Annotated in this window: 19 protein-coding genes and 1 pseudogene; 10 read left to right on the top strand and 10 right to left on the bottom strand. The window is 59.5% G+C overall.

The window, feature by feature from the left end:
* Positions 1-7: 7 nt before the first annotated feature.
* From AC06G5_RS03830 to AC06G5_RS03800, 7 genes are all read right to left on the bottom strand, one after another.
* Positions 8-1,375, bottom strand: coding sequence for an MFS transporter (locus AC06G5_RS03830; protein WP_085714532.1), 1,368 nt, complete (start codon positions 1,373-1,375; stop codon positions 8-10).
* Positions 1,376-1,563: 188 nt separating this feature from the next.
* Positions 1,564-3,003 carry an aldehyde dehydrogenase family protein gene (locus AC06G5_RS03825; RefSeq protein WP_413426892.1) on the bottom strand — a complete coding sequence of 480 codons (1,440 nt, stop codon included), beginning with the start codon at positions 3,001-3,003 and terminating at the stop codon, positions 1,564-1,566.
* 59 nt (positions 3,004-3,062) lie between these two features.
* Entirely contained in the window at positions 3,063-3,974 is a 912-nt protein-coding gene (gene kdgD, locus AC06G5_RS03820; protein ID WP_057398863.1) for a 5-dehydro-4-deoxyglucarate dehydratase, read from the bottom strand.
* A gap of 425 nt (positions 3,975-4,399) precedes the next feature.
* Positions 4,400-5,149, bottom strand: coding sequence for a FadR/GntR family transcriptional regulator (locus tag AC06G5_RS03815; RefSeq protein ID WP_181456723.1), 750 nt, complete (start codon positions 5,147-5,149; stop codon positions 4,400-4,402).
* 193 nt (positions 5,150-5,342) lie between these two features.
* On the bottom strand, positions 5,343-7,070 hold the full coding sequence (locus AC06G5_RS03810) for an ABC transporter ATP-binding protein/permease (RefSeq protein WP_413426896.1): 1,728 nt from the start codon (positions 7,068-7,070) through the stop codon (positions 5,343-5,345).
* 97 nt (positions 7,071-7,167) lie between these two features.
* Complete coding sequence (locus AC06G5_RS03805) at positions 7,168-7,728, bottom strand: response regulator transcription factor (protein WP_008000948.1); 561 nt, start codon at positions 7,726-7,728, stop codon at positions 7,168-7,170.
* Positions 7,721-8,983: an ATP-binding protein gene (locus AC06G5_RS03800; RefSeq protein WP_413426898.1), complete on the bottom strand. Its 1,263-nt coding sequence runs from the start codon at positions 8,981-8,983 to the stop codon at positions 7,721-7,723. The genes AC06G5_RS03805 and AC06G5_RS03800 overlap by 8 nt, the downstream gene beginning before the upstream one ends.
* A 305-nt stretch (positions 8,984-9,288) precedes the next feature.
* On the opposite strand from AC06G5_RS03800, the gene AC06G5_RS03795 reads away from it, so the two are divergent.
* The 9 genes from AC06G5_RS03795 (at position 9,289) to AC06G5_RS03755 (ending at position 21,254) form a co-directional block, all read left to right on the top strand.
* Positions 9,289-10,005, top strand: coding sequence for an SIMPL domain-containing protein (locus AC06G5_RS03795; protein ID WP_413426900.1), 717 nt, complete (start codon positions 9,289-9,291; stop codon positions 10,003-10,005).
* A gap of 472 nt (positions 10,006-10,477) precedes the next feature.
* Positions 10,478-12,103, top strand: coding sequence for an ABC transporter substrate-binding protein (locus AC06G5_RS03790; protein WP_413426902.1), 1,626 nt, complete (start codon positions 10,478-10,480; stop codon positions 12,101-12,103).
* 303 nt (positions 12,104-12,406) lie between these two features.
* The gene (locus AC06G5_RS03785) at positions 12,407-14,008 is read left to right on the top strand and encodes an ABC transporter substrate-binding protein (protein ID WP_413426904.1); all 1,602 of its coding nucleotides are present in this window, start codon (positions 12,407-12,409) and stop codon (positions 14,006-14,008) included.
* Positions 14,009-14,182: 174 nt separating this feature from the next.
* Positions 14,183-15,616: an OprD family porin gene (locus AC06G5_RS03780; RefSeq protein WP_413426906.1), complete on the top strand. Its 1,434-nt coding sequence runs from the start codon at positions 14,183-14,185 to the stop codon at positions 15,614-15,616.
* A gap of 77 nt (positions 15,617-15,693) precedes the next feature.
* Positions 15,694-17,289, top strand: a complete 1,596-nt coding sequence (locus AC06G5_RS03775; protein WP_480458997.1) for an ABC transporter substrate-binding protein — start codon at positions 15,694-15,696, stop codon at positions 17,287-17,289.
* Between the two features lie 73 nt (positions 17,290-17,362).
* On the top strand, positions 17,363-18,373 hold the full coding sequence (locus AC06G5_RS03770; protein WP_413426910.1) for an ABC transporter permease subunit: 1,011 nt from the start codon (positions 17,363-17,365) through the stop codon (positions 18,371-18,373).
* Positions 18,374-18,383: 10 nt separating this feature from the next.
* Positions 18,384-19,295 carry an ABC transporter permease subunit gene (locus AC06G5_RS03765; RefSeq protein ID WP_008018749.1) on the top strand — a complete coding sequence of 304 codons (912 nt, stop codon included), beginning with the start codon at positions 18,384-18,386 and terminating at the stop codon, positions 19,293-19,295.
* A gap of 10 nt (positions 19,296-19,305) precedes the next feature.
* Positions 19,306-20,274: an ABC transporter ATP-binding protein gene (locus tag AC06G5_RS03760; RefSeq protein WP_413426913.1), complete on the top strand. Its 969-nt coding sequence runs from the start codon at positions 19,306-19,308 to the stop codon at positions 20,272-20,274.
* Positions 20,274-21,254 carry a peptide ABC transporter ATP-binding protein gene (locus AC06G5_RS03755; protein WP_008018751.1) on the top strand — a complete coding sequence of 327 codons (981 nt, stop codon included), beginning with the start codon at positions 20,274-20,276 and terminating at the stop codon, positions 21,252-21,254. Before AC06G5_RS03760 ends, AC06G5_RS03755 begins: the two co-directional genes overlap by 1 nt.
* Before the next feature lie 120 nt (positions 21,255-21,374).
* Here the strand turns inward: AC06G5_RS03755 and AC06G5_RS03750 are convergent, their stop codons facing one another.
* The 3 genes from AC06G5_RS03750 to AC06G5_RS03740 form a co-directional block, all read right to left on the bottom strand.
* Positions 21,375-21,635 (bottom strand): hypothetical protein, encoded by a 261-nt coding sequence (locus AC06G5_RS03750; RefSeq protein WP_413426915.1) that lies wholly within the window; start codon positions 21,633-21,635, stop codon positions 21,375-21,377.
* Between the two features lie 155 nt (positions 21,636-21,790).
* On the bottom strand, positions 21,791-23,038 hold the full coding sequence (locus AC06G5_RS03745) for an MFS transporter (protein WP_480458996.1): 1,248 nt from the start codon (positions 23,036-23,038) through the stop codon (positions 21,791-21,793).
* Between the two features lie 205 nt (positions 23,039-23,243).
* A complete protein-coding gene (locus AC06G5_RS03740) occupies positions 23,244-24,827 on the bottom strand; it encodes a peptide chain release factor 3 (RefSeq protein ID WP_008018754.1) in 1,584 nt (527 codons plus the stop codon).
* A gap of 410 nt (positions 24,828-25,237) precedes the next feature.
* On the opposite strand from AC06G5_RS03740, the pseudogene AC06G5_RS03735 reads away from it, so the two are divergent.
* Positions 25,238-25,512, top strand: a pseudogene (locus AC06G5_RS03735) (CBS domain-containing protein); the annotation flags it as partial.
* Positions 25,513-25,709 lie beyond the last annotated feature (197 nt).

Here is a 25,709-nt window from a genome sequence, read left to right as displayed (position 1 = left end):
CCGCTCCTCAGGAATGCGCTTGAGACAATTTGCCAGGGGCTTGAGAACCGTTCGCTGGTGGCTCTTTGAGCACCACACGTTTGATCGGGCCCACGATGACCAGATAGCTGAACACCGCGACCAAAGCGTTGCAACCGACAAACACCAGCGCCCACTTGAACGAACCGGTGGAGCTGATGATGTAGCCGATAACGATCGGCGTGGTGATGGAAGCCAGGTTGCCGAAGGTATTGAACAGGCCGCCGCTCAGGCCGGCGATCTGCTTCGGCGAGGTGTCGGATACCACCGCCCAGCCCAATGCACCAACGCCTTTGCCGAAGAATGCCAGGGCCATGAAGCCGACGACCATCCATTCAACATCGACGTAGTTGCACGCCACGATGCTACTGGAAACCAGCAGGCCGGCGATGATCGGCGCCTTGCGGGCGAAGGTCAGCGAATGGCCCTTGCGCAGCAGGTAATCGGAGATCACCCCGCCGAGCACACCACCGATGAAGCCGCAGATCGCCGGTAACGACGCAATGAAACCGGCCTTGAGAATGGTCATGCCGCGCTCCTGTACCAGGTACACCGGGAACCAGGTCAGGAAGAAGTAAGTGATGCCGTTGATGCAGTACTGGCCCAGGTACACGCCGAGCATCATGCGGTTGGTCAGCAGTTGGCGAATGTAGTCCCACTTCGGGCCGTCGACCTTCTTGCCTTTGCCCTTGTCCTGGTCCATGTCGACCATGCCGCCGTTGTCGGCGATGTGTTTGAACTCGGCGTCATTGATCATCGGATGCTGGCGCGGGCTGTGAATAACCTTCAGCCAGATCCCGGAGAAGATGATGCCAATCACGCCCATGACGATGAACACGTGTTGCCAGCCGAAGCTGTAGACGATCCAGCCCATCAGCGGTGCGAACAGCACGGTGGCGAAGTATTGCGCCGAGTTGAAGATCGCCGAGGCGGTGCCGCGTTCAGCGGTAGGGAACCAGGCCGCCACGATGCGCGCGTTACCGGGGAAAGACGGCGCTTCGGCCAGGCCCACCAGGAAACGCAGCATGAACAGCGCAACCACCGCCGTGGACATGCCGAACTCGCCGACATACCCCTGCAGGACGGTGAACAGCGACCAGGTGAAGATGCTCAACGCATAGATTTTTTTCGATCCGAAACGGTCCAGCAGCCAGCCGCCAGGAATTTGCCCGGCCACGTAGGCCCAACCGAATGCGGAGAAGATGTAGCCGAGGGTAACGGCATCGATGCCCAGGTCTTTCTGCAGGCTGGAGCCGGCGATGGCGATGGTAGCGCGGTCCGCGTAGTTGATCGTGGTCACCAGAAACAGCATGAGCAGGATCAGGTAGCGGACGTGAGTCGGCTTGGTCGATTGCATGTAGATGTACTCCCACTGATTATTTTTATGCGGGTAATAACGGTGTTCTGTAGGAGCGAGCTTGCTCGCGATGGTCGTCAACGATGACGCTGGGCATCAGGCTGAACTTCGCGACCTCGAGACCATCGCGAGCAGAGCTCGCTCCTACAGGGGGCGCGGTATCGTTGCCAATACCACGGAGTTTCTTGTTACGAGCCGATGTAGCTGGTCTTTACGACCGTGTAGAACTCTTGCGCATAGCGACCTTGCTCACGTGATCCATAGGATGAACCTTTACGCCCACCGAACGGAACGTGGTAATCCACACCGGCGGTCGGCAGGTTGACCATCACCATCCCGGCCTGGGAGTGGCGCTTGAAGTGGTTGGCGTATTTCAACGAGCTGGTGGCAATGCCCGCCGACAGGCCGAACTCGGTGTCGTTGGCCATGGCCAGCGCGGCTTCGTAATCAGCTACGCGAACAATGTTGGCCACCGGGCCGAAGATCTCTTCACGGCTGATGCGCATCGCAGCTGTGCTGTCGGCAAACAGGGTTGGCGCGAGGAAGTAGCCTTCGGTGTCGCAGGTCACCAGGCCACCGCCGCTGACCAGGCGTGCACCTTCGGACTGGCCGATGTCGATGTACTTCATGTCCTGTTCAAGTTGAGCTTGCGAGACCACCGGACCGATGTCGGTGCCAGCCTTCAAGGCGTGGCCGACCTTGATCGACTTCATGCGCTCGGCCATGGCTTCGACGAACTTGTCGTGGATGCCGGCGGTGACGATGAAGCGGCTCGATGCGGTGCAACGCTGGCCAGTGGAATAGAACGCACTCTGCACCGACAACTCGACCGCTTGCTGGAGGTCGGCATCGTCGAGAATGATCTGCGGGTTCTTGCCGCCCATTTCCAGCTGGACCTTGGCCTGGCGCGACACACAGCTGACCGCGATCTGACGGCCTACACCGACGGAGCCGGTGAAGCTGATGCCATCGACTTTCGGGCTGTTGACCAGTGCATCACCCACCACGCGACCGCTGCCCATCACCAGGTTGAACACACCGGCCGGGAAGCCGGCGCGTGAGATGATTTCGGCCAGGGCCCAGGCGCAACCCGGTACCAGGTCGGCAGGCTTGAGCACGACGCAGTTGCCGTAGGCCAGGGCCGGAGCGATTTTCCATGCGGGGATGGCAATCGGGAAGTTCCACGGGGTGATCAGACCGACCACGCCCAAGGCTTCGCGAGTGACTTCAACGTTGACGCCCGGACGCACCGACGGCAGGTAGTCGCCGGACAGACGCAGGCACTCGCCGGCGAAGAATTTGAAGATGTTGCCGGCGCGGGTCACTTCACCGATGGCTTCAGGCAGGGTCTTGCCCTCTTCCCTGGCCAGCAGGGTGCCGAGCTCTTCGCGACGGGCGAGGATCTCGCTACCGACTTTATCCAGGGAGTCGTGACGGGCCTGGATGCCCGAAACCGACCACGCCGGGAATGCGGCACGGGCAGCGTCAATGGCGGCGTGGACCTGCGCCAGGTCAGCCTTGGCGTAATCGCCGATGGCGTCGCTCAGTTCGGACGGGTTGATGTTGACCGAGTAATCGGCACCGGCGACCCATTCACCGTTGATGTAGTTGTCGTAGCGCTTTGTCACGAGTCGTTCTCCTCACGCAAAAAGCCGCTGATCGCTCAGCGGCTCCGGTTTGATCGTTGTTATTGCGCGCCCTGCTTGTCGATCAGCGCGGCGAGCATTTCGTACTCTTCGCCGGTCAGATCGGTCAGCGGCGCACGCACGGGACCTGCGTCGTAGCCGGCAATTCTTGCCCCGGCCTTGACGATGCTCACCGCATAACCGGCCTTGCGGTTACGGATGTCCAGGTACGGCAGGAAGAAGTCGTCGATGATCTTGCCAACGGTGGCGTGATCTTCACGAGCGATGGCGTGGTAGAAGTCCATCGCGGTTTTCGGGATGAAGTTGAACACCGCCGAGGAGTAGACCGGTACGCCCAGGGCCTTGTAGGCCGCGGCGTAGACTTCGGCGGTCGGCAAGCCACCCAGGTAGCTGAAGCGATCACCGAGGCGGCGACGGATCGACACCATCAACTCGATATCACCCAGGCCATCCTTGTAGCCGATCAGGTTCGGGCAGCGCTCGGCCAGACGTTCCAGCAGCGGCGCGGTCAGGCGGCAAACGTTACGGTTGTAGACCACTACGCCGATGTTGACTGATTTGCACACGGCTTCAACGTGGGCGGCAACTCCGTCCTGGCTGGCTTCAGTCAGGTAGTGCGGCAGCAGCAACAAGCCTTTGGCGCCCAGACGCTCGGCTTCCTGTGCATATTCGATAGCCTGGCGGGTCGAGCCACCCACGCCGGCCAGGATTGGCACGCTGGAGGCGCATGTGTCGACGGCAGTCTTGATGATTTCCGAATATTCGCTGGCCGCCAGAGAGAAGAACTCACCGGTGCCGCCCGCGGCGAACAGCGCCGAGGCGCCGTATGGGGCCAGCCATTCGAGACGCTTGATGTAACCCGCGCGATTGAAGTCGCCCTGAGCATTGAAATCGGTGACCGGGAAAGACAGCAGACCGGCAGAGAGGATGGACTTCAGTTCTTGTGGATTCATTATTCGAACACCCTGGATAGCGACGTTGTGTGAGAAAACCGTTCAGCCTGCGCCGAAGTTGTAGGTCATCGTACAACTTAAAATACAACCGTCAACTGCATTTCATCGCTGCGGGGGAAAATTGTTCGACAAGAAGGGTGATTAGCCCATGCTTATGGGCCTTTGGTGTTGCGATGGCATGGGGAATTGGCTCGACCGACGGACTTAGTGGAGATACGTTGTCGGAAGAGAAAGATTTTTTGGACTGACTGAAGGTTTGTGAGATGACTACTGGCCCCTTCGTCGGATCGCCGCCCGGAGACAAGCCCGCTCCCACATTGAATCTTCAGTGAACACAAAACTTGTGAGCGCCGGAGATCAAATGTGGGAGCGGGCTTGCTCGCGAAGGCGGAAGATCAGACGATGAATCGCGTGAAGCAGAAAGCCTAACCTCGCTGCGCCTCAGCCTCTTCATGGGCATGGCGCAACCGCTCGCGGCTGTTGGTCAGGTGCAGGCGCATCGCCGCACGGGCGGCATCGGAATCCTGACGGGCAATGGCGTCGTAGATTTCCTCGTGCTCACGGCTCAGGCGACTCATGTAGTGCTGCTGGTCGTCATGGGCCAGGCGCGCGGAATTCAGCCGTGTGCGCGGAATGATGCTGGTGCCCAGGTGAGTCATGATGTCGGTGAAATAGCGGTTGCCGGTGGACAGCGCGATCTCGAGGTGGAAGGCGAAGTCCGACGCCACGGCATCACTGGCGTGGGCGGCGCTTTCATTCAACGCATCGAGGGCGGCGCGCATGTTGGCCAGTTGCTGCGGGCTGCGACGTTGTGCCGCCAGCCCGGCAGACTCCACTTCGAGGCTGATGCGCAGTTCCAGGATCGCCAGTACATCGCGCAAGGTCACCACGGTGGCCGGGTCGATACGAAAGCCGCTCGGGCTCGGTGTGTCGAGCACGAAGGTGCCGATACCGTGGCGGGTTTCCACCTGGCCGGCCGCCTGCAAACGGGATATCGCTTCGCGTACCACCGTGCGGCTGACACCATGGGCATCCATGATGGCCGACTCGGTGGGCAGCTTGTCGCCACGCTTGAGATGACCATCGCGGATCTGCTCGGACAGCACCGTCACCAGTTCCTGAGCGAGGCTGCGGCGCTTGCGTGGGAGGCGTGGTGCGTCGTTCGGGTTTTCCATGGTGAACATCTGTCTCGAAAAGTTCGGCTGCTGTAACGCGCATCATAGCGCAACGCGGTTGTACGATCACCTCACCCCTGTAGGAGCGAGCTTGCTCGCGATGGAGGTTAACGATAACGCGTGCGTCCTGAATCCACGCGGCGTTTTCAAGTCCATCGCGAGCAAGCTCGCTCCTACAAGGGTGTGGTGGTGTTCAGGCAGTCACGGTCTGGTCCACCAGATGGCCATTCTCGATACGGATGTGCCGCGGATGGAAGCGCTTCAGACTGCTGCGATGACCGACGCTGACAATGCTCAGCCCCGGCAACTCATCGATCAGCGCCTGATACAGCGTGGCCTCGTCTTCTTCGTCCATCGCCGAGGTCGCTTCGTCCATATACAGCCATTGCGGTGCATAAAGCAGCGCACGGGCAAAGGCCAGGCGCTGCTGCTCACCCGGCGACAGCATGCGTTGCCAGTGGTTGGCTTCGTCGAGACGGGCAATCAGGTGCGGCAGGCGACAGGTTTCCAGCACGTGCACGTAGCGCTCCTTCGGATAGGTATCGCCGGGCTGTGGATAACTGAGGACATCACGCAGGGTGCCAATCGGCAAATACGGTTTTTGCGGCAGGAACAGGTAGCGCGCCGATGGCAGGCGAATACTGCCGTGGCCGGTCGGCCAAAGATGTCCCATCGCCCGCAGCAGGGTCGACTTGCCGCTGCCGGAACGACCGCTGAGCATCACTCGGTCGCCCTCCTCCACGGTCATGTCGGCGTTGGTCAGCAGGTGACGACCATCAGCCAGGTCGAGGCCGAGGCTGTGCACCTTCAGAGCGGAGCCCGAATTCTGTACGTCGATGGCCGGTGCACGCCCTTCGTTGTCACCCATGGCCTGGTGGAAGCTCAGCAGACGATCACAGGTAGCGCGCCAGGAAGCGAGGTTCTGGTACGCACTGATAAACCAGCTGAAGCTTTCCTGCACATTGCCGAATGCCGAGCTGATCTGCATCAGTTCGCCGAGTTCGATCTTGCCGGAGAGATAACGCGGCGCCGCCACCATGAAGGGGAAGATGATGGCGGCCTGACTGTAACCGGCGGTGAAGAAAGTCAGGCGCTTGGACACTTTCATGATGTCCCAGAAGTTATGCCAGACCATCCCGAAGCGGCCGCTCAACCGACGATTTTCGTTCGGCTCGCCGTTGTACAACGCAATGCTTTCGGCATTCTCGCGAATCCGCACCATGGAGAAACGCAGGTCGGCTTCGAAGCGTTGTTGTTGGTTGTTCAGGCCTATCAGGCGACGACCGATCAAATGTGTCAGCCAGCTGCCGACCACGGCGTAAACCAGCACGCACCAGAACATGTAGCCGGGAATGGTGATGCCGAATACTTCAATGCTGCCCGACACGCCCCACAGAATGATCGAGAACGACACCAGGCTGACGATATTGCGCAGCAACCCGATACCCAGCTCAAGGGTGTTGGAGGTGAAGTTGTTGAGGTCTTCGGAAATCCGCTGGTCCGGGTTATCGGTGTAACCGCCCTGCTCCAGCTGGTAGTAGTTCTTGTCACCCAGCCAGCGGGTGAAATGCTTTTCAGTGAGCCATGCCCGCCAGCGGATCGTCAGCATCTGCGTCAGGTAGAGCCGATACACCGCGCCGACGATCGCCACCGCCGCAATCGCGCAGAAATACAGGATCAGTTGCCAGAACGCGGCCTCGTCCTTCTTTTGCAGGGCGTTGTAGAAGTCCTTGTACCAGGTGTTGAACCACACCGAGATCCCCACGCTGATCAGCGACAGCGCAATCACCGCGATCAGAAGAGTCCAGGCCTTGACCTTCTCTTCACTGCGCCAGTAAGGCGTGATCATCGCCCACACTTTGCGAAAAAACTGCCCGCGCACGGCATCGTTGACCGCGGAATACTCAGCGTTCTGATTCATGGATAAGGCTCGATAGAGAAAAGAAGACGCACGAACCGATCATAGAGGATCGGTTCGGTTTGTTGCGAGATATGGCCCGCATTCGTTCAGCACCGGTTCAGCGGCGAACGGGACGCTTCTGCAGTTTGCGCTGCAGGGTGCGGCGGTGCATGCCCAGGGCGCGGGCCGTGGCGGAGATGTTGCCTTCGTGCTCGGTCAGCACGCGCTGGATGTGTTCCCACTGCAGGCGGTCCACGGACATCGGGTTTTCCGGTACCAGGCTGTCGAGATCGGCGTGTTCGGACAGCAGCGCCGCCAGCACGTCGTCGGCGTCCGCCGGTTTGCACAGGTAGTTGCAGGCACCGCGCTTGATCGCCTCGACGGCAGTGGCAATGCTCGAATAGCCGGTAAGGATCACCACGCGCATTTCCGGGTCCATTTCCAGCAACTTGGGCAGCAGCACCAGGCCCGAATCGCCGTCCATCTTCAGGTCCAGGGCGGCGTAATCCGGCAGATCGGCCTTGGCCAGTTCCAGGCCTTCCTCGGCCGAACTGGCAGTGCTGACGCGAAAACCGCGGCGGGCCATGGCGCGAGCCATGACGCGGGTGAATGTGGCGTCGTCATCGACCAGCAACAAATGCGGCAGTTCTTCGCCTTCGACTTGGATCTCGTCACTCATGTTCGTCTCCTCGGGCGACACGGGGCAGGCGCAGCTCGGTGAGCGTGCCGCCTTCCTCATGACTGTAGAGTTTCACTGAGCCGCCGGCGCGTGTCACGCTGGCCTTGCTCAAAAACAGGCCCAGGCCGAAGCCTTTGCCCTTGGTGGTAAAAAACGGTTTGCCGATTTGCTCGGCGATGGCCAGCGGCACACCGGCACCATGGTCACGAATGCTGATGGTGAGGTTTTCCCAATCCCAGTCCAGCGTCACTTGCAGCCCTTCGGGGCAGGCATCGGCGGCGTTGTTCAACAGATTCAGCAAAGCCTGGGTCAAGTCCGGCGGCGGCGCCATGCGCGGCACTGCGCCCTGGCCGAGACGCTGAAAGCGATAACTGGCTTCCGGGCGCATCAGGTGCCAGCGATTGAGGGCTTCATCAAGCCAATCGGTGACGTCCTGCATCTCCACCGCCAAACGGCGATTGGCCTCCGCGGCGCGCACCAGGTGCTGCAAGGTTTCCTTGCACAGTTTGACCTGATCCTGCAAAACGCTCAGGTCGTCCTGCAACATCGGATCATGGTGGTCCTGACGCATTTCCTTGAGTAGCACACTCATGGTCGCCAGCGGCGTGCCCAATTCATGGGCCGCACCGGCGGCCTGGGTGGCGACGGCCAGCAGTTGCTGGTCGCGCAGGCCTTCTTCGCGACGAATGGCGCGAAGTTCTTCCTGACGGCGCAGCTCTTCGGCCATGCGCGCAGCGAAGAACGTGATCACTGCGGCGGCGAGGGCGAAGCTCAACCACATCCCGTACACCTGCAGGTTTTCCCGCGCGATCGGGAAGGTTTGCAACGGGTAAAACTGTGCCAGCAGCAGCGTGTACATCGTCAGCGCGATACCCGACAGGATCACCGAATAACGCCATGGCAACGTCACCGCGGCAATGGTCAGCGGCACCAGGTAATAGGAAACGAAGGGGTTGGTCGAGCCACCGGAGAAATACAGCAATGCGCTGTGGATAAACAGGTCGCAGGCCAGTTGCACGGCGTATTCGAGCTCGGTCACCGGCCACGAGGTGCGCAGGCGAATCGCCGTGAACACGCACAACAGCATCGAACAACCGAGGGTCGCGGCCAATTGAAACCAGGGCAGCGGCAGCAATTCGAGCCAGTAGGCCAGGCCCACGGAACCGGCTTGGGCGGCCAGCACCAACGTGCGGATGAACGTCAGCCGCCAGAGGTTCTGGCGAGTGGCGGAAGTGATTTGAACGGGGGCGAGCATGAGCTCTCCTGATGAGCGCTCCAGGCGGATCGCTGGGAGTATAACCAAGCGCGGGGGCCGACAGGCAAAACTGCGGCAAACGGCCACATGTAGGAGCGAGCATGCTCGCGATGGTCGCCAACGATTACGCGGGAATTCTGACTTCCCGTGACGCTTCCGGATTTTTCGCGAGCAAGCTCGCTCCTACAAAGGGCATGCGCATCTGTATAGAAGTTGTAACTGTGCGAACCAGTGCATAAAAGCTAGAGTCTGATGGTTTCACGCAGGCCCGGACCGAACCCCTGCGCAACTTTCAAGGAGCCTTCATGCACACATTCCGCCGCAGCGCCGCCCTCCTCGCCCTGAGCGTTGGCACCGTCGCCAGCCTCCCGGCCGTGGCCGCCGACGAGCTTCATTACAACCAGATTTCCCTGCGCGCCGAAGTCAGTCAGGAAGTGGCCCGCGACCTGATGATCGTGACCCTCTACACCGAAGAACAGAACAGCGACCCGGCCAAACTCGCCGCCGACGTCAGCACCACCATGAACAAGGCGCTGGCCAAGGCCAAACAAGTCAAGGACATCACCCTGCGCCAGGGCAGTCGCAACAGCTACCCGATCTACGACACCAAGGGCCAGAAAATCACCGGCTGGCGCGAGCGCGCCGAACTGCGCCTGGAAAGCCCGGACTTCGCCGCGCTGTCGAAGCTGACCGGCGAACTGCTCACCGACCTGAAAATGGGCGGCATGGACTTCGCCATCGCCACCCCGACCCGCAAGGCCAGCGAAGACGCCCTGCTCAAGGACGCCATAAGCGCCTTCAAGGCCCGCGCTCAACTGGCCACCGATGCCCTCGGCGGCAAGAGCTACAAGATCGTCAACCTGAACCTCAACAGCAACGGTTATCCACAGCCTTACTTGCGCGCGCCGATGATGATGAAAGCCGCTGCCATGGACGCCGCCCCGGTGACACCGGATGTCGAAGCCGGTACCAGCCAGGTCAGCATGACCGCCGATGGTTCGATTGAAGTGCTGATGCCTTGAATCGATAGCCCGTAATCAGAAGAACGGCGATCACTCACATGATCGCCGTTTTTTTTGGGCAGTTTTCAGGCATGAGCTATAACTGGATAGTCCACTGAGAAAAGCTGGCAGTTGCACGAGGTGCAACTGAGATTAATTAGCCACTATCAGTGCAACAATAACCACTCTTATTCACGCCATACCCACCGCACAAAACGGGGTATAAATAAGTAACACCCCGCCCTGATCGGGAGCACCAGGCGTCCGGGACGCACCCTAAAAGTGCGTCGTTTGCACCGTAAAAAAGCTGCGCAAACGGTCAAATGCGTCAGGAGTTATACAAATGCGACATTAAGGTACGTTCGTGCCACCGTTTAAGGCTTGTAGTCACTCTGGATCTTGCATTGGGTATGGCCCCTGCATAAGTATCCGCAGGCACGACTCACGAGGTCGTCCTCTAATTCCAAAAATGACAACAAATCATGAGGCCACCATGCTTAAACACGCGGTCATTCCGTTTTTAGTTGGCGCAAGCTTGTTAGCCAGCGCACCGTTCGCCCAAGCAGCGACTAACCTGGTGTTCTGCTCCGAAGGGAGCCCGGCCGGTTTCGATCCAGGTCAATACACCACCGGAACCGACTTCGACGCCTCTGCAGAAACCATGTTCAACCGCCTCACCCAGTTCGAGCGCGGCGGCACCGCCGTTGTTCCTGGTCTGGCGACCAAGTGGGACATCTCCGATGACGGCCTGACCTACACCTTCCACCTGCGTGAAGGCGTCAAGTTCCACACTACTCCGTACTTCAAGCCGACTCGTGAGTTCAACGCCGACGACGTGCTGTTCACCTTCAATCGCATGATTAACAAGGATGACCCGTTCCGTAAGGCGTACCCGACCGAATTCCCGTACTTCACCGACATGGGGATGGACACCAACATCACCAAGATCGATAAAGTCGACGACCACACCGTCAAGTTCACCCTCAAGGAAGTTGACGCCGCGTTCATCCAGAACATGGCCATGAGTTTCGCTTCGGTACAGTCCGCCGAGTACGCTGCCCAGCTGCTCAAGGAAGGCAAAGCCGCCGACATCAACCAGAAGCCGGTCGGCACCGGTCCGTTCGTGTTCAAGAGCTACCAGAAAGACTCTAACATCCGCTACACCGGGAACAAGGACTACTGGAAGCCTGACGACGTGAAGATCGACAACCTGATCTTCGCCATCACCACCGACCCGTCGGTACGTATCCAGAAGCTGAAGAAGAACGAGTGCCAGATCACTCTGTTCCCGCGTCCGGCCGACCTGAAGGCGCTCAAGGAAGACAAAACCCTGAAAGTGCCTGATCAGGCTGGTTTCAACCTGGGTTACATCGCCTACAACGTGATGGACAAGATCAAGGGTGACGACAAGCCGAACCCGATGGCCCAACTGAAAGTGCGTCAGGCACTGGACATGGCCGTCAACAAGCAGCAGATCATCGACTCGGTTTACCAGGGCGCGGGCCAACTGGCCGTCAACGCCATGCCACCGACCCAGTGGTCCTACGACACCACTATCAAGGATGCACCGTACAACCCTGAGAAAGCCAAAGAGCTGCTCAAGGAAGCCGGTGTGAAGGAAGGCACCGAAATCGTTCTGTGGGCGATGCCGGTACAGCGTCCGTACAACCCGAACGCCAAGCTGATGGCAGAAATGCTGCAGTCCGACTGGGCGAAGATCGGTATCAAGGCCAAAATCCAGAGCTACGAATGGGGCGAGTACATCAAGCGCTCCAAAGGCGGCGAGAACGGCGCGATGCTGATTGGCTGGAGCGGCGACAACGGTGACCCGGACAACTGGCTGAACGTGCTGTTCGGCTGCGACTCCCTGCAAGGCAACAACTTCTCCAAGTGGTGCGACAAGAAGTTCGACGGCATCGTGAAAGAAGCCAAGCGCACGACCGATCAGGGCAAGCGCACCGAACTGTACAAGCAGGCGCAACACGTCCTCAAAGACGCTGTTCCAATGACACCTATCGCTCACTCGACGGTGTTCCAGCCTATGCGCAACGAAGTGCAGGATTTCAAGATCAGCCCATTTGGCTTGAACTCCTTCTACGGCGTCAGCGTCAGCAAATAAGGTTTTGCAACGGCGACGTTTCTGACGTCGCCGTTGCTTTATCTACCGAGAAAGCAGGAATTCGCCTACATCCAAATCCGCAGCTGACTACAGCGTCGGGTAAGGACGCGTCGCCATTTCCTACGAGTCTTTAGGACTCTACGCATTTACTGCCGGACCCGTGGCTCATACCGTCGGGATCCGACCAGTGCACGCGTGGGTCATCGGTTACTGCTGCGTGCATGGCTTGAAATCAGTGATGCCTCTACGTCTGCGCACGGGACGGCAGCTCATTGATAACACTTTGAGAGATAAGGGAGCGTTATGCGCCATACCTTGGTTTTATCCGCATTGCTGGGCACCGGCCTGTTGGCCGCCACTTCCATCAGCCAGGCCGCCAACAACAGCCTGGTGTTCTGCTCTGAAGGCAGCCCCGCCGGTTTCGATACGGCGCAGTACACCACTGCGACCGACAACGATGCCGCCGAGCCGCTGTACAACCGATTGGCAGAGTTTGAGAAAGGCGCGACCAACGTCGTACCGGGCCTGGCCACGAGCTGGGATATTTCCGAGGATGGCCTCAAGTACACCTTCCACCTGCGCGAAGGGGTGAAGTTTCATACCACCAAATACTTCACGCCAACCCGTGATTTCAATGCCGATGACGTGCTGTTCACGTTCAATCGCATGCTCGACCCGCAACAGCCTTTCCGTAAGGCTTATCCGACAGAGTTTCCGTACTTCAACGGCATGAGCCTGAACAAGAACATCGCCAAGGTCGAAAAGACCGGGCCGCTGACCGTGGTCATGACGCTCAACAGCGTGGACGCCGCGTTCATCCAGAACATCGCCATGAGCTTCGCCGCCATCCTTTCGGCCGAATACGCTGACAAGCTGCTGGCGCAAGGCAAACCGAGCGACATCAACCAGAAGCCGGTCGGCACCGGGCCGTTCGTGTTCAAGAGCTACCAGAAAGACTCGAACATCCGTTACACCGGCAACAAGCATTACTGGGACCCGAGCCGGGTCAAGCTCGACAACCTGATTTTCGCCATCAACACCGACGCCTCGGTGCGCGTGCAGAAACTCAAGGCCGGCGAATGCCAGATCACCCTGCACCCGCGCCCTGCCGATGTGACCGCGCTGAAGAACGACCCGGCCCTGCAACTGATCGAGAAGCCTGGTTTCAACCTCGGCTACATCGCCTACAACGTGCGCCACAAACCTTTCGACCAGCTCGAAGTGCGTCAGGCGCTGGACATGGCGGTGAACAAGCAAGGCATTCTCAATGCCGTTTACCAGGGCGCGGGGCAACTGGCGGTCAACGCCATGCCGCCGACCCAATGGTCCTACGACGACACGATCAAGGACGCCGCCTACAACCCGGAAAAAGCCAGGGAATTGCTCAAGGCTGCCGGCGTCAAGGAAGGCACTGAAATCACCCTCTGGGCCATGCCGGTCCAGCGTCCGTACAACCCCAACGCCAAGTTGATGGCCGAGATGCTCCAGGCTGACTGGGCGAAGATCGGCCTCAAGGTCAATATCGTCAGCTATGAGTGGGGCGAGTACATCAAGCGCACCAAGAATGGCGAGCACGACATCAGCCTGATTGGCTGGACCGGTGACAATGGTGATCCGGACAACTGGCTGGGCACGCTCTACAGCTGCGATGCCATTGGCGGCAACAACTACTCGATGTGGTGTGATCCGGCTTACGACAAGCTGATCAAGCAGGCCAAGGTCGTCACCGACCGGGACCAGCGCACCCTGCTCTACAAACAGGCGCAGCAGTTGCTTAAACAGCAAGTGCCGATCACGCCAGTCGCCCACTCAACGGTCAACCAGCCGCTGAGCGCCAAAATCGAAGGGTTCAAGGTGAGCCCGTTCGGCCGCAATGTGTTCTCGGGTGTCAGCATAGAAAAATAACCGATTAGCCAGAAATGCCAGGGGGCGGATTTTTCCGCCCCCACGCAGACGCTTTGCCGTCTTTCGCCAAATTGGCCGACAGCAAACGTTTGCGATGCCGTGAATGAGTTCTAAACCAATAGCCGGATCACAAAAAAAGACCGGTATAAAAAAAGAAAGTAAGGAGCTTTACCCATGAAACTGAGCAGCACCGCGTTATTGGCCCTGGCCATCAGCAGCGTAACCGCCACGGCTTACGCAGAAACCCAAAGCCAGGCTTTCACCCCGGTTACCGTGAACGAGAAAAGCGCCCAGAGCGAAGCCACCGGCTTTGTCGAAGGCCAGTCGATCACCGGCACCACGCGTAACTGGTACGCCAACGAGCAACTGCAACGCGGCGCCAAATTCGCCTACAAGAAGGACGGCGTTTCGACTCCGACCGATCGCCGGATCAACTGGGTCCAGGGCACCATCCTCAAGTACAACTCGGGCTTCACCGAAGGCACTGTCGGCTTCAGCACTGAAGTGGCGGCCTATAACGCTATCGCCCTGGATCGCGACCGCAAGGACCTGGCATCCAACAACGGTGGCGCACCGGGCACTCGTCCAGGCGCGGGCAACAACCGTACCCTGACCAAGGAAGGCGGCGACGCTCAAGGCCAGTGGAGCAAACTGGGCCTGGCCAACGTCAAGGCGCGTATCTCCAACACCACCCTGACCGCCGGCCGCATGAACTTCAGCAGCCCGATGGTCGACGTGATCGGCAACCGTGCACTGCCTTCGAGCTTCGAAGGTCTGGCCATCCACAGCGAAGAGCTGAACAACCTGACCTTCGACCTGGCCACCTTCGACCGCAACTCACCGCGTACCGAAGAAAGCCAGCGCAAGTTCCGCACCGAATACGCCAACGGCATCGTCGAAACCGACCACGTCTACACCGGCGGTATCACCTACAACCCGCTCGCCAGCCTGACCACCAGCCTCTGGGCGACCCAGGCTGAAGACATCTGGAACCAGTACTACTTCGGCGCCTCTCACGTACTGGGCGATAGCCAGGTACTGAGCCTGACCACCGGCCTGAACTACTACAAAACCAAGGAAACCGGTAAGGCGCTGATCGGCGACATCGACAACGACACCTATTCCCTGTCGTTCGGCCTGACCCACCAGGCTCACAGCCTGACCTTCTCGTACCAGGAAGTGAACGGTAACGAGTACTTCGACTACCTGCACGAAACCAACGGCATCTACCTGGCCAACTCCCTGCTGTCGGACTTCAACGGCCCGAACGAAAAATCGTTCCAGGTTGCCTACGGTCTGAACATGGCCGAATACGGCGTACCGGGCCTGAAGTTCAACATCTACCAGGCTCGCGGCTGGGGTATCGACGGTACTCACTACACCGGCAACGGCGGCGTGGCAGGCAAGGGTTACGACGGCATCCAGGCCCAGGATGGCGAAACCCATTATGAATACGGTATCGGCGCGACCTACGCCGTGCAGAGCGGCCCGCTCAAGGCCACCACGATCCGCGGTACCTACACCGCTCACCGTGCCAGCGAAAACCAGGCTGACGGCAGCATCAACGAGTTCCGTCTCGTGACCACGGTTCCGTTCAACATCCTGTAATACCGCTGCCGAACGGCTGGTTCAGCGATGAATCGGCCGTTCGGCTTTGTCCTTTAACTGATTGCAGAGGGTTCTTGATGAAAATGCTTCCCCTACGTGCGGCCATCGCGGCTGCTTTGCTCAGTGTCGCAGTCGGCGTTTCGGCCAAACCCCTGGTGGTTTGCACCGAAAACAGCCCCGAAGGCTTCGACATGGTCCAGTACACGACTGCAGTCACAGCCGATGCGGTGGCCGAAACCATCTTCAATCGTCTGGCGGACTTCAAGCCCGGCACCACTGATGTGATTCCGGCACTGGCCGAATCCTGGGACATCAGCGAGGACGGTCTGACGTACACGTTCCACCTGCGTAAAGGCGTCAAGTTCCACACCACCGAATACTTCAAGCCGACCCGCGACATGAATGCCGACGACGTAGTCTGGAGCTTCCAGCGTCAGCTGGACCCAAACCACCCATGGCACAAGCTGTCGAGCGTAGGCTTCCCGTACTTTGAGAGCATGGGCTTCAAGGAACTGCTGAAAAACGTCGAGAAAGTCGACGACAACACGGTCAAGTTCACCCTGACCCGTCGCGAAGCGCCGTTCCTGGCCGACATCGCCATGGCGTTTTCTTCGATCTACTCCGCCGAATACGCCGACCAGTTGCTCAAGGCCGGCAAGACCGGCGATCTGAACAACAAGCCGGTCGGCACCGGTCCGTTCGTCTTCCAGCGCTACAACAAGGATGCCCAGGTTCGTTTCAAGGCCAACCCGGACTACTTCCGTGGCAAGGCACCGGCTGACTCATTGATCTTCGCCATCGCCACCGACAACAACGTGCGCCTGCAGAAGCTCAAGGCCAACGAATGTCAGGTCGCGCTGTACCCGAAACCGGACGACATCCCGAGCATCAGGAAAGACACCAAGCTCAAAGTCGACGAGCTGAACGCGATGACCGTTGCGTACATCGCCATCAACACCACGCACAAATACCTGAGCGACGTGCGTGTGCGTAAAGCCATCGACATCGCCTTCGACAAGGAAGCGGCCGTCAACGCGCTGTTCGGCAAAGGCAATGCGACCGCGGCGGTCAACCCGTTCCCGGACACTCTGCTGGGCTACAACCACGACCTGAAGAACCCGCCCCGCGACCTGGACAAGGCCCGCGCCCTGCTCAAGGAAGCCGGCGTACCGGAAGGCACGGTATTCACCCTGTTCACCCGTAACGGCGGTGGCGCCACCAACCCGAACCCGATGCTCGGCGCGCAGATGATGCAGGCCGACCTGGCCAAGATCGGGATCAAGATCGACATTCGCGTGATGGAATGGGGCGAAATGCTCAAACGCGCGAAAAACGGCGAGCACGACATGGTTTCCGCCGGATGGGCGGGCGATAACGGCGATCCGGATAACTTCCTGACGCCTATGCTCAGTTGTGAAGCGGCCAGGAACGGCGAAAACTATGCACGCTGGTGCAATGACAAGTTCCAGGCGCTGATCGACAAGGCCCGGGAAAAAACCGATCCGGCCGAACGTGCAGCACTGTACGAACAGGCCCAGGTTATTTTCAACCAGGACCAGCCATGGATCAGCCTGGCGCACACTAGAATGTTTACTGCAATGCGCAACAACGTAGAGGGCTACCACATTAGCCCACTCACCACGAATAACTTCGCCACCACCCAGGTGAAGTAGATAAGAAAACTCCCGGCATGCCTGACCCAGGCATGCCGGGCACGCCTAACCGGCTGATGAGGTACACCTTACGATGTTTAGTTTTATTGCCCGCCGACTGGGGTTACTGATCCCCACGTTTTTCGGCATCACCTTGCTGACATTCGCGTTGATTCGCATGATCCCAGGCGACCCCGTGGAAGTCATGATGGGCGAACGCAGAGTCGACCCGGAAATGCACGCTCAGGCAATGGAACGCCTAGGTCTGAACAAACCCCTGTATGCCCAGTACCTGGATTACATCGGCAAACTGGCCCACGGCGACCTCGGTGAATCCCTGCGAACCCGTGAAAGCGTCTGGAGCGAGTTCAGCTCTCTATTTCCCGCGACCCTGGAACTGGCCACGGCCGCCATGTTGTTCGCCGGCATCCTGGGCCTTCTGGCCGGGGTGATCGCGGCACTCAAGCGAGGGTCCCTGTTCGACCATGGGGTAATGGGGGTCTCCCTGGCGGGATACTCGATGCCGATCTTCTGGTGGGGCCTGATCCTGATCATGTTCTTCTCGGTGAGTCTGGGCTGGACCCCGGTGTCCGGGCGGATCGACCTGCTTTACGACATCGAGCCACGCACAGGCTTCATGCTGATCGATACGCTGCTGGCCGATGACGTCAGCGCGTTCCTCGATGCCCTGCACCACCTGATCCTGCCGGCCATCGTGCTCGGCACCATCCCGCTGGCGGTGATCGCGCGGATGACCCGTTCTTCGATGCTCGAAGTGCTGCGTGAAGACTACATTCGCACCGCCAAGGCCAAGGGCCTGTCGCCGTCGCGCGTGGTGTTCGTACACGGTCTGCGTAACGCGCTGATTCCGGTACTGACAGTGGTCGGCCTGCAAGTCGGCACCCTGCTGGCCGGTGCGGTCCTGACCGAAACCATCTTCTCGTGGCCCGGCATCGGCAAATGGCTGATCGAAGCCATTGGCGCCAGAGACTATCCCGTCGTGCAAAACGGCATCCTGTTAATCGCCTGCCTGGTGATTCTGGTCAACTTCGTAGTGGACATCCTCTACGGCTTTGCCAACCCACGCATCCGTCATCAGCGCTGAGATCATGACCATGACCACTCCAATTCCATCGGTAGCAGTCGATCAAAGCCTGCTGTACCCATCGCCATACAAAGAATTCTGGCAAGCATTCTCCAAGAACAAAGGTGCCGTCGCCGGCCTGATGTTCATGCTGCTGGTGATTTTCTGCGCCATTTTCGCGCCGTGGGTTGCACCCCACAACCCGAGCGAGCAATACCGTGACTTCCTGCTGACCCCGCCAGCCTGGCTGGAAGGTGGGCAGATCCAGTTCCTGCTCGGCACCGACGAACTGGGTCGCGACCTGCTGTCGCGCCTGATCACTGGCTCGCGCCTGTCCTTGATGATCGGCTTGTCGTCGGTTGTCATGTCGCTGATCCCGGGGATCCTGCTGGGTCTGTTCGCCGGGTTCTTCCCGCGCGTGGTCGGCCCGACCATCATGCGTCTGATGGACATCATGCTGGCCCTGCCGTCCCTGCTGCTGGCCGTGGCGATCGTCGCCATCCTCGGCCCAGGCCTGATCAACACCGTGATCGCCATCGCCGTGGTGTCCCTGCCGTCCTACGTTCGCCTGACCCGTGCTGCGGTAATGGGTGAGCTGAACCGCGACTACGTGACCGCCGCGCGCCTGGCCGGTGCCGGCCTGCCACGCCTGATGTTCGTCACCGTGCTGCCGAACTGCATGGCGCCGCTGATCGTCCAGGCCACCCTGAGCTTCTCTTCGGCGATCCTCGATGCCGCCGCACTGGGCTTCCTCGGCCTTGGCGTACAACCGCCAACCCCTGAGTGGGGCACCATGCTGGCTTCGGCCCGCGACTACATCGAACGCGCCTGGTGGGTGGTGAGCCTGCCTGGTTTGACCATTTTGCTCAGCGTGCTGGCAATCAACTTGATGGGTGACGGCCTGCGCGATGCGCTGGACCCGAAACTCAAGAACGCCGCCTGAGGAGATTCCCATGTCACTGTTAGAAATCAAGAATCTCAACGTTCGCTTCGGCGACAAAAACGCCACGCCAGTCGTCGATGGCCTCGACCTGAAAGTGGACAAGGGCGAAGTGCTGGCCATCGTTGGCGAGTCCGGTTCCGGCAAATCCGTGACCATGATGGCGCTGATGGGGCTGATCGAGCATCCAGGCATCGTCACCGCCGACTCGCTGATCTTTGACGGCAAGGACATGCTCAAGCTCAACAATCGCCAGCGTCGGCAGATCGTCGGTAAAGACCTGTCCATGGTCTTCCAGGATCCGATGACCGCGCTGAACCCGAGCTACACCGTCGGTTTCCAGATCGAAGAAGTACTGCGCCTGCACCTGAAAATGTCCGGCAAGGCTGCCCGCAAGCGCGCCATCGAACTGCTGGAAAAAGTTGAAATCCCGGGTGCCGCCAGCCGTATGGACGCCTACCCGCATCAACTGTCCGGTGGTATGAGCCAGCGTGTCGCGATTGCCATGGCGATTGCCGGCGAGCCGAAACTGCTGATCGCCGACGAACCGACCACTGCCCTCGACGTGACGATTCAGGCGCAGATCATGGATCTGCTGCTGGCGTTGCAGAAAGAGCAGAACATGGGCCTGGTACTGATCACCCACGACCTCGCCGTCGTGGCCGAAACCGCCCAGCGCGTATGCGTGATGTACGCCGGCCAGGCGGTCGAGGTCGGTCAGGTGCCGCAACTGTTCGACATTCCGGCACACCCGTACAGCGAAGCGCTGCTCAAGGCGATTCCGGAACACAGCCTGGGTGCCTCGCGCCTGTCGACCCTGCCAGGCATCGTTCCCGGTCGCTACGACCGTCCGCAGGGTTGCCTGCTGTCGCCACGCTGCCCGTACGTGAAAGACAACTGCCGTCAACAACGTCCGGCCCTTGACCAGAAAAGCAACAGCCTCGCTCGCTGCTTCTACCCGCTGAACCAGGAGGTGGCGTAATGGCCGTCGTTCTTACCGCCCGCGACCTGACCCGTCACTACGAGGTGTCCCGAGGCCTGTTCAAGGGTCACGCCACCGTTCGCGCCCTCAACGGCGTATCGTTCGAACTGGAAGCCGGCAAGACCCTCGCCGTCGTAGGCGAGTCGGGCTGCGGCAAATCCACCCTGGCCCGTGCCCTGACCCTGATCGAAGAGCCGTCCTCCGGCTCCTTGAAAATTGCCGGGCAGGAAGTCGCCGGTGCCGACAAGGCCCAGCGCAAACAACTGCGCAAAGACGTGCAGATGGTGTTCCAGAGCCCTTACGCCTCGTTGAACCCACGGCAGAAAGTCGGTGATCAGCTTGCAGAGCCATTATTGATCAACACCAACCTGAGTGCCGCGGAACGCCGTGAGAAAGTCCAGGCGATGATGAAGCAGGTGGGCTTGCGTCCCGAGCACTACCAGCGCTATCCGCACATGTTCTCCGGTGGTCAGCGCCAGCGCATCGCCCTGGCCCGCGCAATGATGCTGCAACCGAAAGTGCTGGTGGCGGACGAGCCGACATCGGCACTGGACGTGTCGATTCAGGCACAGGTGCTCAACCTGTTCATGGATCTGCAGCAAGAGTTCAACACCGCCTACGTGTTCATTTCCCACAACCTGGCGGTGGTGCAGCACGTTGCCGATGACGTGATGGTGATGTACCTCGGGCGCCCGGTCGAAATGGGTCCGAAGAACGACATCTACGAACGTCCCCTGCACCCTTACACCCAGGCACTGCTGTCGGCCACGCCGACGATTCACCCGGACCCGAACAAGCCGAAAATCAAGATCGTCGGCGAGTTGCCCAACCCGCTGAACCCGCCGTCCGGCTGCGCCTTCCACAAGCGCTGCCCGTACGCCACCGAGCGTTGCAGCACTGAAGAGCCGGCCCTGCGCCTGCTCGACAGGCGCCAGGTAGCTTGCCACTACGCCGAGCAGTTCCTCGACGGCGCGGCATAAAAAACGGCAGGAGCGAGCTTGCTCGCTACTGCCGGGATTCACGAATTAACCCAACCCCTTCCACTTCGATTGCGCATCAGTCGAGGTAGAAGGGGTTTTCTTTTGCCTGCCATTCAGCAATCAAGTCTGGCTGTCGCCTTCTTCTTCATCATCGGAGTCCGGCTCGTCAGTGGTCGAGTCATCGCCATTGTCAGCCCCACCCTGCCCCTGATCGCCCGGCTCGGACTCGGACTTGGCGAGCATCAATCCGCTATGTCCCACCTGCCCGCTGAATGCCTGAGTATCGTGATTCTCACATTCGGCCCAGGCCGTTGCGGTGCCAAGGGACAGCATCACCATCACTTTCAACAGCAGTAAAACGCGTAGCAACCTGTTCTTCATGATCGATTCCATCCTCTATCAGGTGACCCCAAGTGCCTGGCTTGCGCTCTGTGAAATCTAGTTCCGATCAGCCGGGTTCACCAGACAGGACACCAATGAGCGGCCGGAAATGCCGTGGATGGAAAGACTGGTTTCGAATAAGCCCAATTACCGGATCAACTAAGCGAATCTGCTTTGCGCGTTTGCCCGGAAAGCGCGTCCGGCTCTTGCGAACGGGTAGCCTGATAAATCAGCGGTATGGACATCAGCGCCAGCGTCGCACCAAGCAGCCACACACTGTGCCCGCCAAAGTGGCCATATAGCTGACCGCCAAGCACCGGCGACAACAGTGCGCTCGCGCTCCAGCTCATAAAGAAAAGGCCAAAGTACTGCCCGCTTTTTCCGCTTTGCGCGTGCTGCATGACCAACATATTCAGTGGCGGCATGAACAGCGCCTCGCCCAGCGTCCAGATCACCGTCGACAGGCAGGCATAAAACAGCCCAGCCCCCAATGGCAACATACCGAGCCCGCAGGCCAGCAACAGACTGCCGGCCACCAGTTGCCGACGCATCCCCCAGCGTTCGCCCCAGTGCGACAACGGAATCTGCAACGACACCACCAGCAGCGCATTGAGCCCGAACTGCCAGCCGATCGCCTCGGTGCTCAAGCGGTAGTAATCACGCAGATAGTTGCCCAGCGTGCTGTAAACCGTGTCGAACGCCATACCGAGCAGAACCGTCGCCGCCAGCAACCAGAGGAATGGTTTGTCGCGATAGGGCTGGCTTGAGCTTGAGGCGGTATCGGGTTTCTCGTCAGGGATCGGCACCGGTCGACGCCACGTCGTATGGACAAACCACAGCAAGGCCAGCAACGTCATCGCCGCGCTGCCGAAGAAAACCCAACGGAAATCGGTCTGCGCCAAAACGCCGCCCGTCACCCCGGCAGCGGCCATCCCGAGGTTGCGAGCCACCCGGCTCAAGGCCTGTGCCCGGGAACGCTGCGCAACGTCGCAATACTCCATGATCAGCCGTTGATGCAGCGTGCGGATCGCCCCATCGACTGCCCCGCTGAGCAAGAGCAACCCGGCCAGCAGCGGCACCTGCGTGACCACTCCCAGCAAGATCAGCACCCACATCGAAACGAAGAACAGCGCCGCGGTCAGCCGCGCCGTGGGCACATGATCGCTGAGCAACCCGCCGAGCATCGAACCGACCAGCAGACCGGCACCGTAGGCCGACAGCAGCCAGCCGACGGTTTCAATCGCCAGCCCCAGCTCCTGACGCAGGTACAGCGCCATGAACAGCTTGACCATGCTACTTAGCCGATTGATGAACAACAGCGCCGCGAGCACCCAGGCCATCACGCAGAAATAGCCATCCAGCCGCAGCAGATAGATCAGCCGACGTGTTATTCCCTTGATCATCAAAAGGCCACTGTTTGCGAAATGTTCTTTGGACACTAAACGCCAACGACAGGCTTGTCGCGGGCCAAACTCCCCATGGGTCAAAAGCAGAGGCAAGCTACAAGCGCGCAGGAAAAGACCTACGCAATCACCTTGACCACCCTTTCAACCCACAAAAAAAACCCACTGCTTTCACAGTGGGCTTTGCGGTGTCGCCATTCAGCGCTTAGTGATGCTCACGGGTCGCGCGGAATTTCACGTCCGGCCAGCGCTCTTCCATCAACGCCAGGTTGACCCGCGTCGGCGCGAGGTAGGTCAGGTGACCGCCGCCGTCCAATGCCAGGTTTTCCACAGCCTTGTTGGAGAATTCCTCAAGCTTCTTCTTGTCGCTGCATTCGATCCAGCGCGCGGAATAAACGGTGATCGGCTCGTAGGAGCACTCGACCTTGTATTCCTCTTTCAGGCGGCTGGCGACCACATCGAACTGCAGCACACCGACGGCGCCGAGGATGATGTCGTTGCTGCGCTCAGGGAAGAACACCTGGGTCGCGCCTTCTTCGGCCAATTGCTGCAGGCCCTGGCGCAGTTGCTTGGATTTCAGCGGATCACGCAGGCGTACGCGACGGAACAGTTCCGGGGCGAAGTGCGGGATGCCGGTGAAGCCCAGGACTTCGCCTTCGCTGAAGGTGTCGCCGATCTGGATGGTGCCGTGGTTGTGCAGGCCGATGATGTCGCCAGCGAAGGCTTCTTCAAGTTGCTCACGCTCGGAGGAGAAGAAGGTCAACGCGTCGCCGATGCGCACGTCCTTGCCAGTGCGCACGTGGCGCATCTTCATGCCTTTTTCGTACTTGCCGGAGCAAATGCGCATGAAGGCGATACGGTCGCGGTGTTTCGGGTCCATGTTCGCCTGGATCTTGAAGATGAAGCCCGAGAACTTCTCTTCCACCGGCTCCACGGTGCGTTCGTTGGCGACACGCGCCAGCGGGCGCGGCGCCCAATCGACGACAGCGTCAAGAACGTGGTCGACACCGAAGTTGCCCAGTGCCGTACCGAAGAACACCGGAGTCAGTTGACCGTCGAGGAACTCCTGCTGGTTGAATTCGTGGCAAGCGCCTTGAACCAGTTCCAGCTGTTCGAGGAAACGCTCGTACTCGTCACCCAGGTGCGCGCGCGCCTCGTCGGAGTCGAGTTTCTCGATGATTTTGGTTTCGGTGCGTTCGTGACCGTGACCGGCGGTGTAGACGATGATGTAGTCGTCAGCCAGGTGGTACACGCCCTTGAAGTCGCGGTAGCAACCGATCGGCCAGGTGATCGGCGCAGCCTTGATCTTGAGGACGGCTTCGATTTCGTCGAGCAGTTCGATCGGGTCGCGGATATCACGGTCGAGTTTGTTGATGAAGCTGACGATCGGCGTGTCACGCAGACGGCAGACGTCCATCAGCGCGATGGTACGAGGCTCGACGCCTTTACCGCCGTCGAGCACCATCAAGGCCGAGTCCACCGCGGTCAGGGTGCGGTAGGTGTCTTCGGAGAAGTCTTCGTGGCCCGGGGTGTCGAGCAGGTTGATCATGTGTTCGCGATACGGGAACTGCATGACCGACGTGGTAATGGAAATACCCCGCTGTTTCTCCATCTCCATCCAGTCGGATGTCGCATGGCGGTCGGATTTACGGGATTTCACCGTGCCTGCCACCGCAATCGCCTTGCCCATCAGCAGGAGCTTTTCGGTGATCGTGGTTTTACCGGCATCGGGGTGGGAAATAATGGCGAAAGTGCGGCGTTTCGCGACTTCGGCGGCCTGGTTGGTCATGGGAAATCGCCTGGCAGGTGATTCAAAAAAGGGCGCAGATTATAGCCCAAGTTGATCGAAGAACCGAACCGTTGAGCACATTAAGGGTGGCCAAATGCTGCCCCGGATGGGAACCTTTTTAAAGCACAGAGACGTCCACTCCCCGTAACGACCACTCGTCGGGGGCCTGAAACACCTGCAATTCAGCCTGACGCGGCTGTGCTCATGGCTCGATAAGTCGTACGGATTCGCCTGTAGGAGCGAGCTCGCTCGCGATGGACGTCAACGATAACGCTGGGTATCTGAATGCAAGCGTTGTCTGGACGTTTTTCGTCGGAACGCCGCCCGGAGCAAGCTCGCTCCTACAGTAGAGCGAGCTCGGCATGAGCTGCTTCTCGCGAACGTCGTTATCCCGGTAATCCGTGAAGAACCAAAACAACGCCCTGGGTTACGTAAGCCGCCGCGACCTGCATCGTCAGACCGGCACTTGCGCGAGCTCAACGCCACGGCGGCCTACGACGAGCATTTGCGCATCCTGTTGTCGCGCATGTACGAGTTCAATCGTGCGTGGTTGCCGGTGATGGATGCCGAGCGGGTATTTTTGGGCGAGGTGACGCAGGAGTCGATAGCGGCTTACTTGAGTTCCGGCCGCTCCCGCGGAGCCAAGACCAGTATTGTTTCACCGGCTGAAGTGGCACTCACTTAACAGATCATCTTCCATAATCCATTGCGCTTGATCCATCACCACCCCAAGAGGAAAAACGGGGATAGGGTCAAGCGCTGGCGCTATGTAAATTTGCAGCCATTAACAAATTGAGCATTTAAGACTGTCAAAAGTGATAGGTCCGCTATTGCCTGGAAAAAGCTCTACTGAATCGGGAGCAAATCTACACGCTCTCAAAA

It is taken from the genome of Pseudomonas sp. WT-JTC (assembly GCF_056711565.1).
The sequence above is the reverse complement of the archived record's forward strand: the minus strand, read 5'-3'. Positions and strand labels throughout refer to the sequence as shown.

Coding starts and splice junctions, on each gene's coding strand:
- AC06G5_RS03785 (WP_413426904.1), top strand. CDS start 12,407: ATGCGCCATACCTTGGTTTTATCCGCATTGCTGGGCACCGGCCTGTTG.
- AC06G5_RS03770 (WP_413426910.1), top strand. CDS start 17,363: ATGTTTAGTTTTATTGCCCGCCGACTGGGGTTACTGATCCCCACGTTT.
- AC06G5_RS03810 (WP_413426896.1), bottom strand. CDS start 7,070: ATGAATCAGAACGCTGAGTATTCCGCGGTCAACGATGCCGTGCGCGGG.
- AC06G5_RS03805 (WP_008000948.1), bottom strand. CDS start 7,728: ATGAGTGACGAGATCCAAGTCGAAGGCGAAGAACTGCCGCATTTGTTG.
- AC06G5_RS03755 (WP_008018751.1), top strand. CDS start 20,274: ATGGCCGTCGTTCTTACCGCCCGCGACCTGACCCGTCACTACGAGGTG.
- AC06G5_RS03745 (WP_480458996.1), bottom strand. CDS start 23,038: ATGATCAAGGGAATAACACGTCGGCTGATCTATCTGCTGCGGCTGGAT.
- AC06G5_RS03790 (WP_413426902.1), top strand. CDS start 10,478: ATGCTTAAACACGCGGTCATTCCGTTTTTAGTTGGCGCAAGCTTGTTA.
- AC06G5_RS03760 (WP_413426913.1), top strand. CDS start 19,306: ATGTCACTGTTAGAAATCAAGAATCTCAACGTTCGCTTCGGCGACAAA.
- kdgD (WP_057398863.1), bottom strand. CDS start 3,974: ATGAATCCACAAGAACTGAAGTCCATCCTCTCTGCCGGTCTGCTGTCT.
- AC06G5_RS03795 (WP_413426900.1), top strand. CDS start 9,289: ATGCACACATTCCGCCGCAGCGCCGCCCTCCTCGCCCTGAGCGTTGGC.
- AC06G5_RS03750 (WP_413426915.1), bottom strand. CDS start 21,635: ATGAAGAACAGGTTGCTACGCGTTTTACTGCTGTTGAAAGTGATGGTG.
- AC06G5_RS03815 (WP_181456723.1), bottom strand. CDS start 5,149: ATGGAAAACCCGAACGACGCACCACGCCTCCCACGCAAGCGCCGCAGC.
- AC06G5_RS03775 (WP_480458997.1), top strand. CDS start 15,694: ATGAAAATGCTTCCCCTACGTGCGGCCATCGCGGCTGCTTTGCTCAGT.
- AC06G5_RS03800 (WP_413426898.1), bottom strand. CDS start 8,983: ATGCTCGCCCCCGTTCAAATCACTTCCGCCACTCGCCAGAACCTCTGG.
- AC06G5_RS03740 (WP_008018754.1), bottom strand. CDS start 24,827: ATGACCAACCAGGCCGCCGAAGTCGCGAAACGCCGCACTTTCGCCATT.
- AC06G5_RS03830 (WP_085714532.1), bottom strand. CDS start 1,375: ATGCAATCGACCAAGCCGACTCACGTCCGCTACCTGATCCTGCTCATG.
- AC06G5_RS03780 (WP_413426906.1), top strand. CDS start 14,183: ATGAAACTGAGCAGCACCGCGTTATTGGCCCTGGCCATCAGCAGCGTA.
- AC06G5_RS03765 (WP_008018749.1), top strand. CDS start 18,384: ATGACCACTCCAATTCCATCGGTAGCAGTCGATCAAAGCCTGCTGTAC.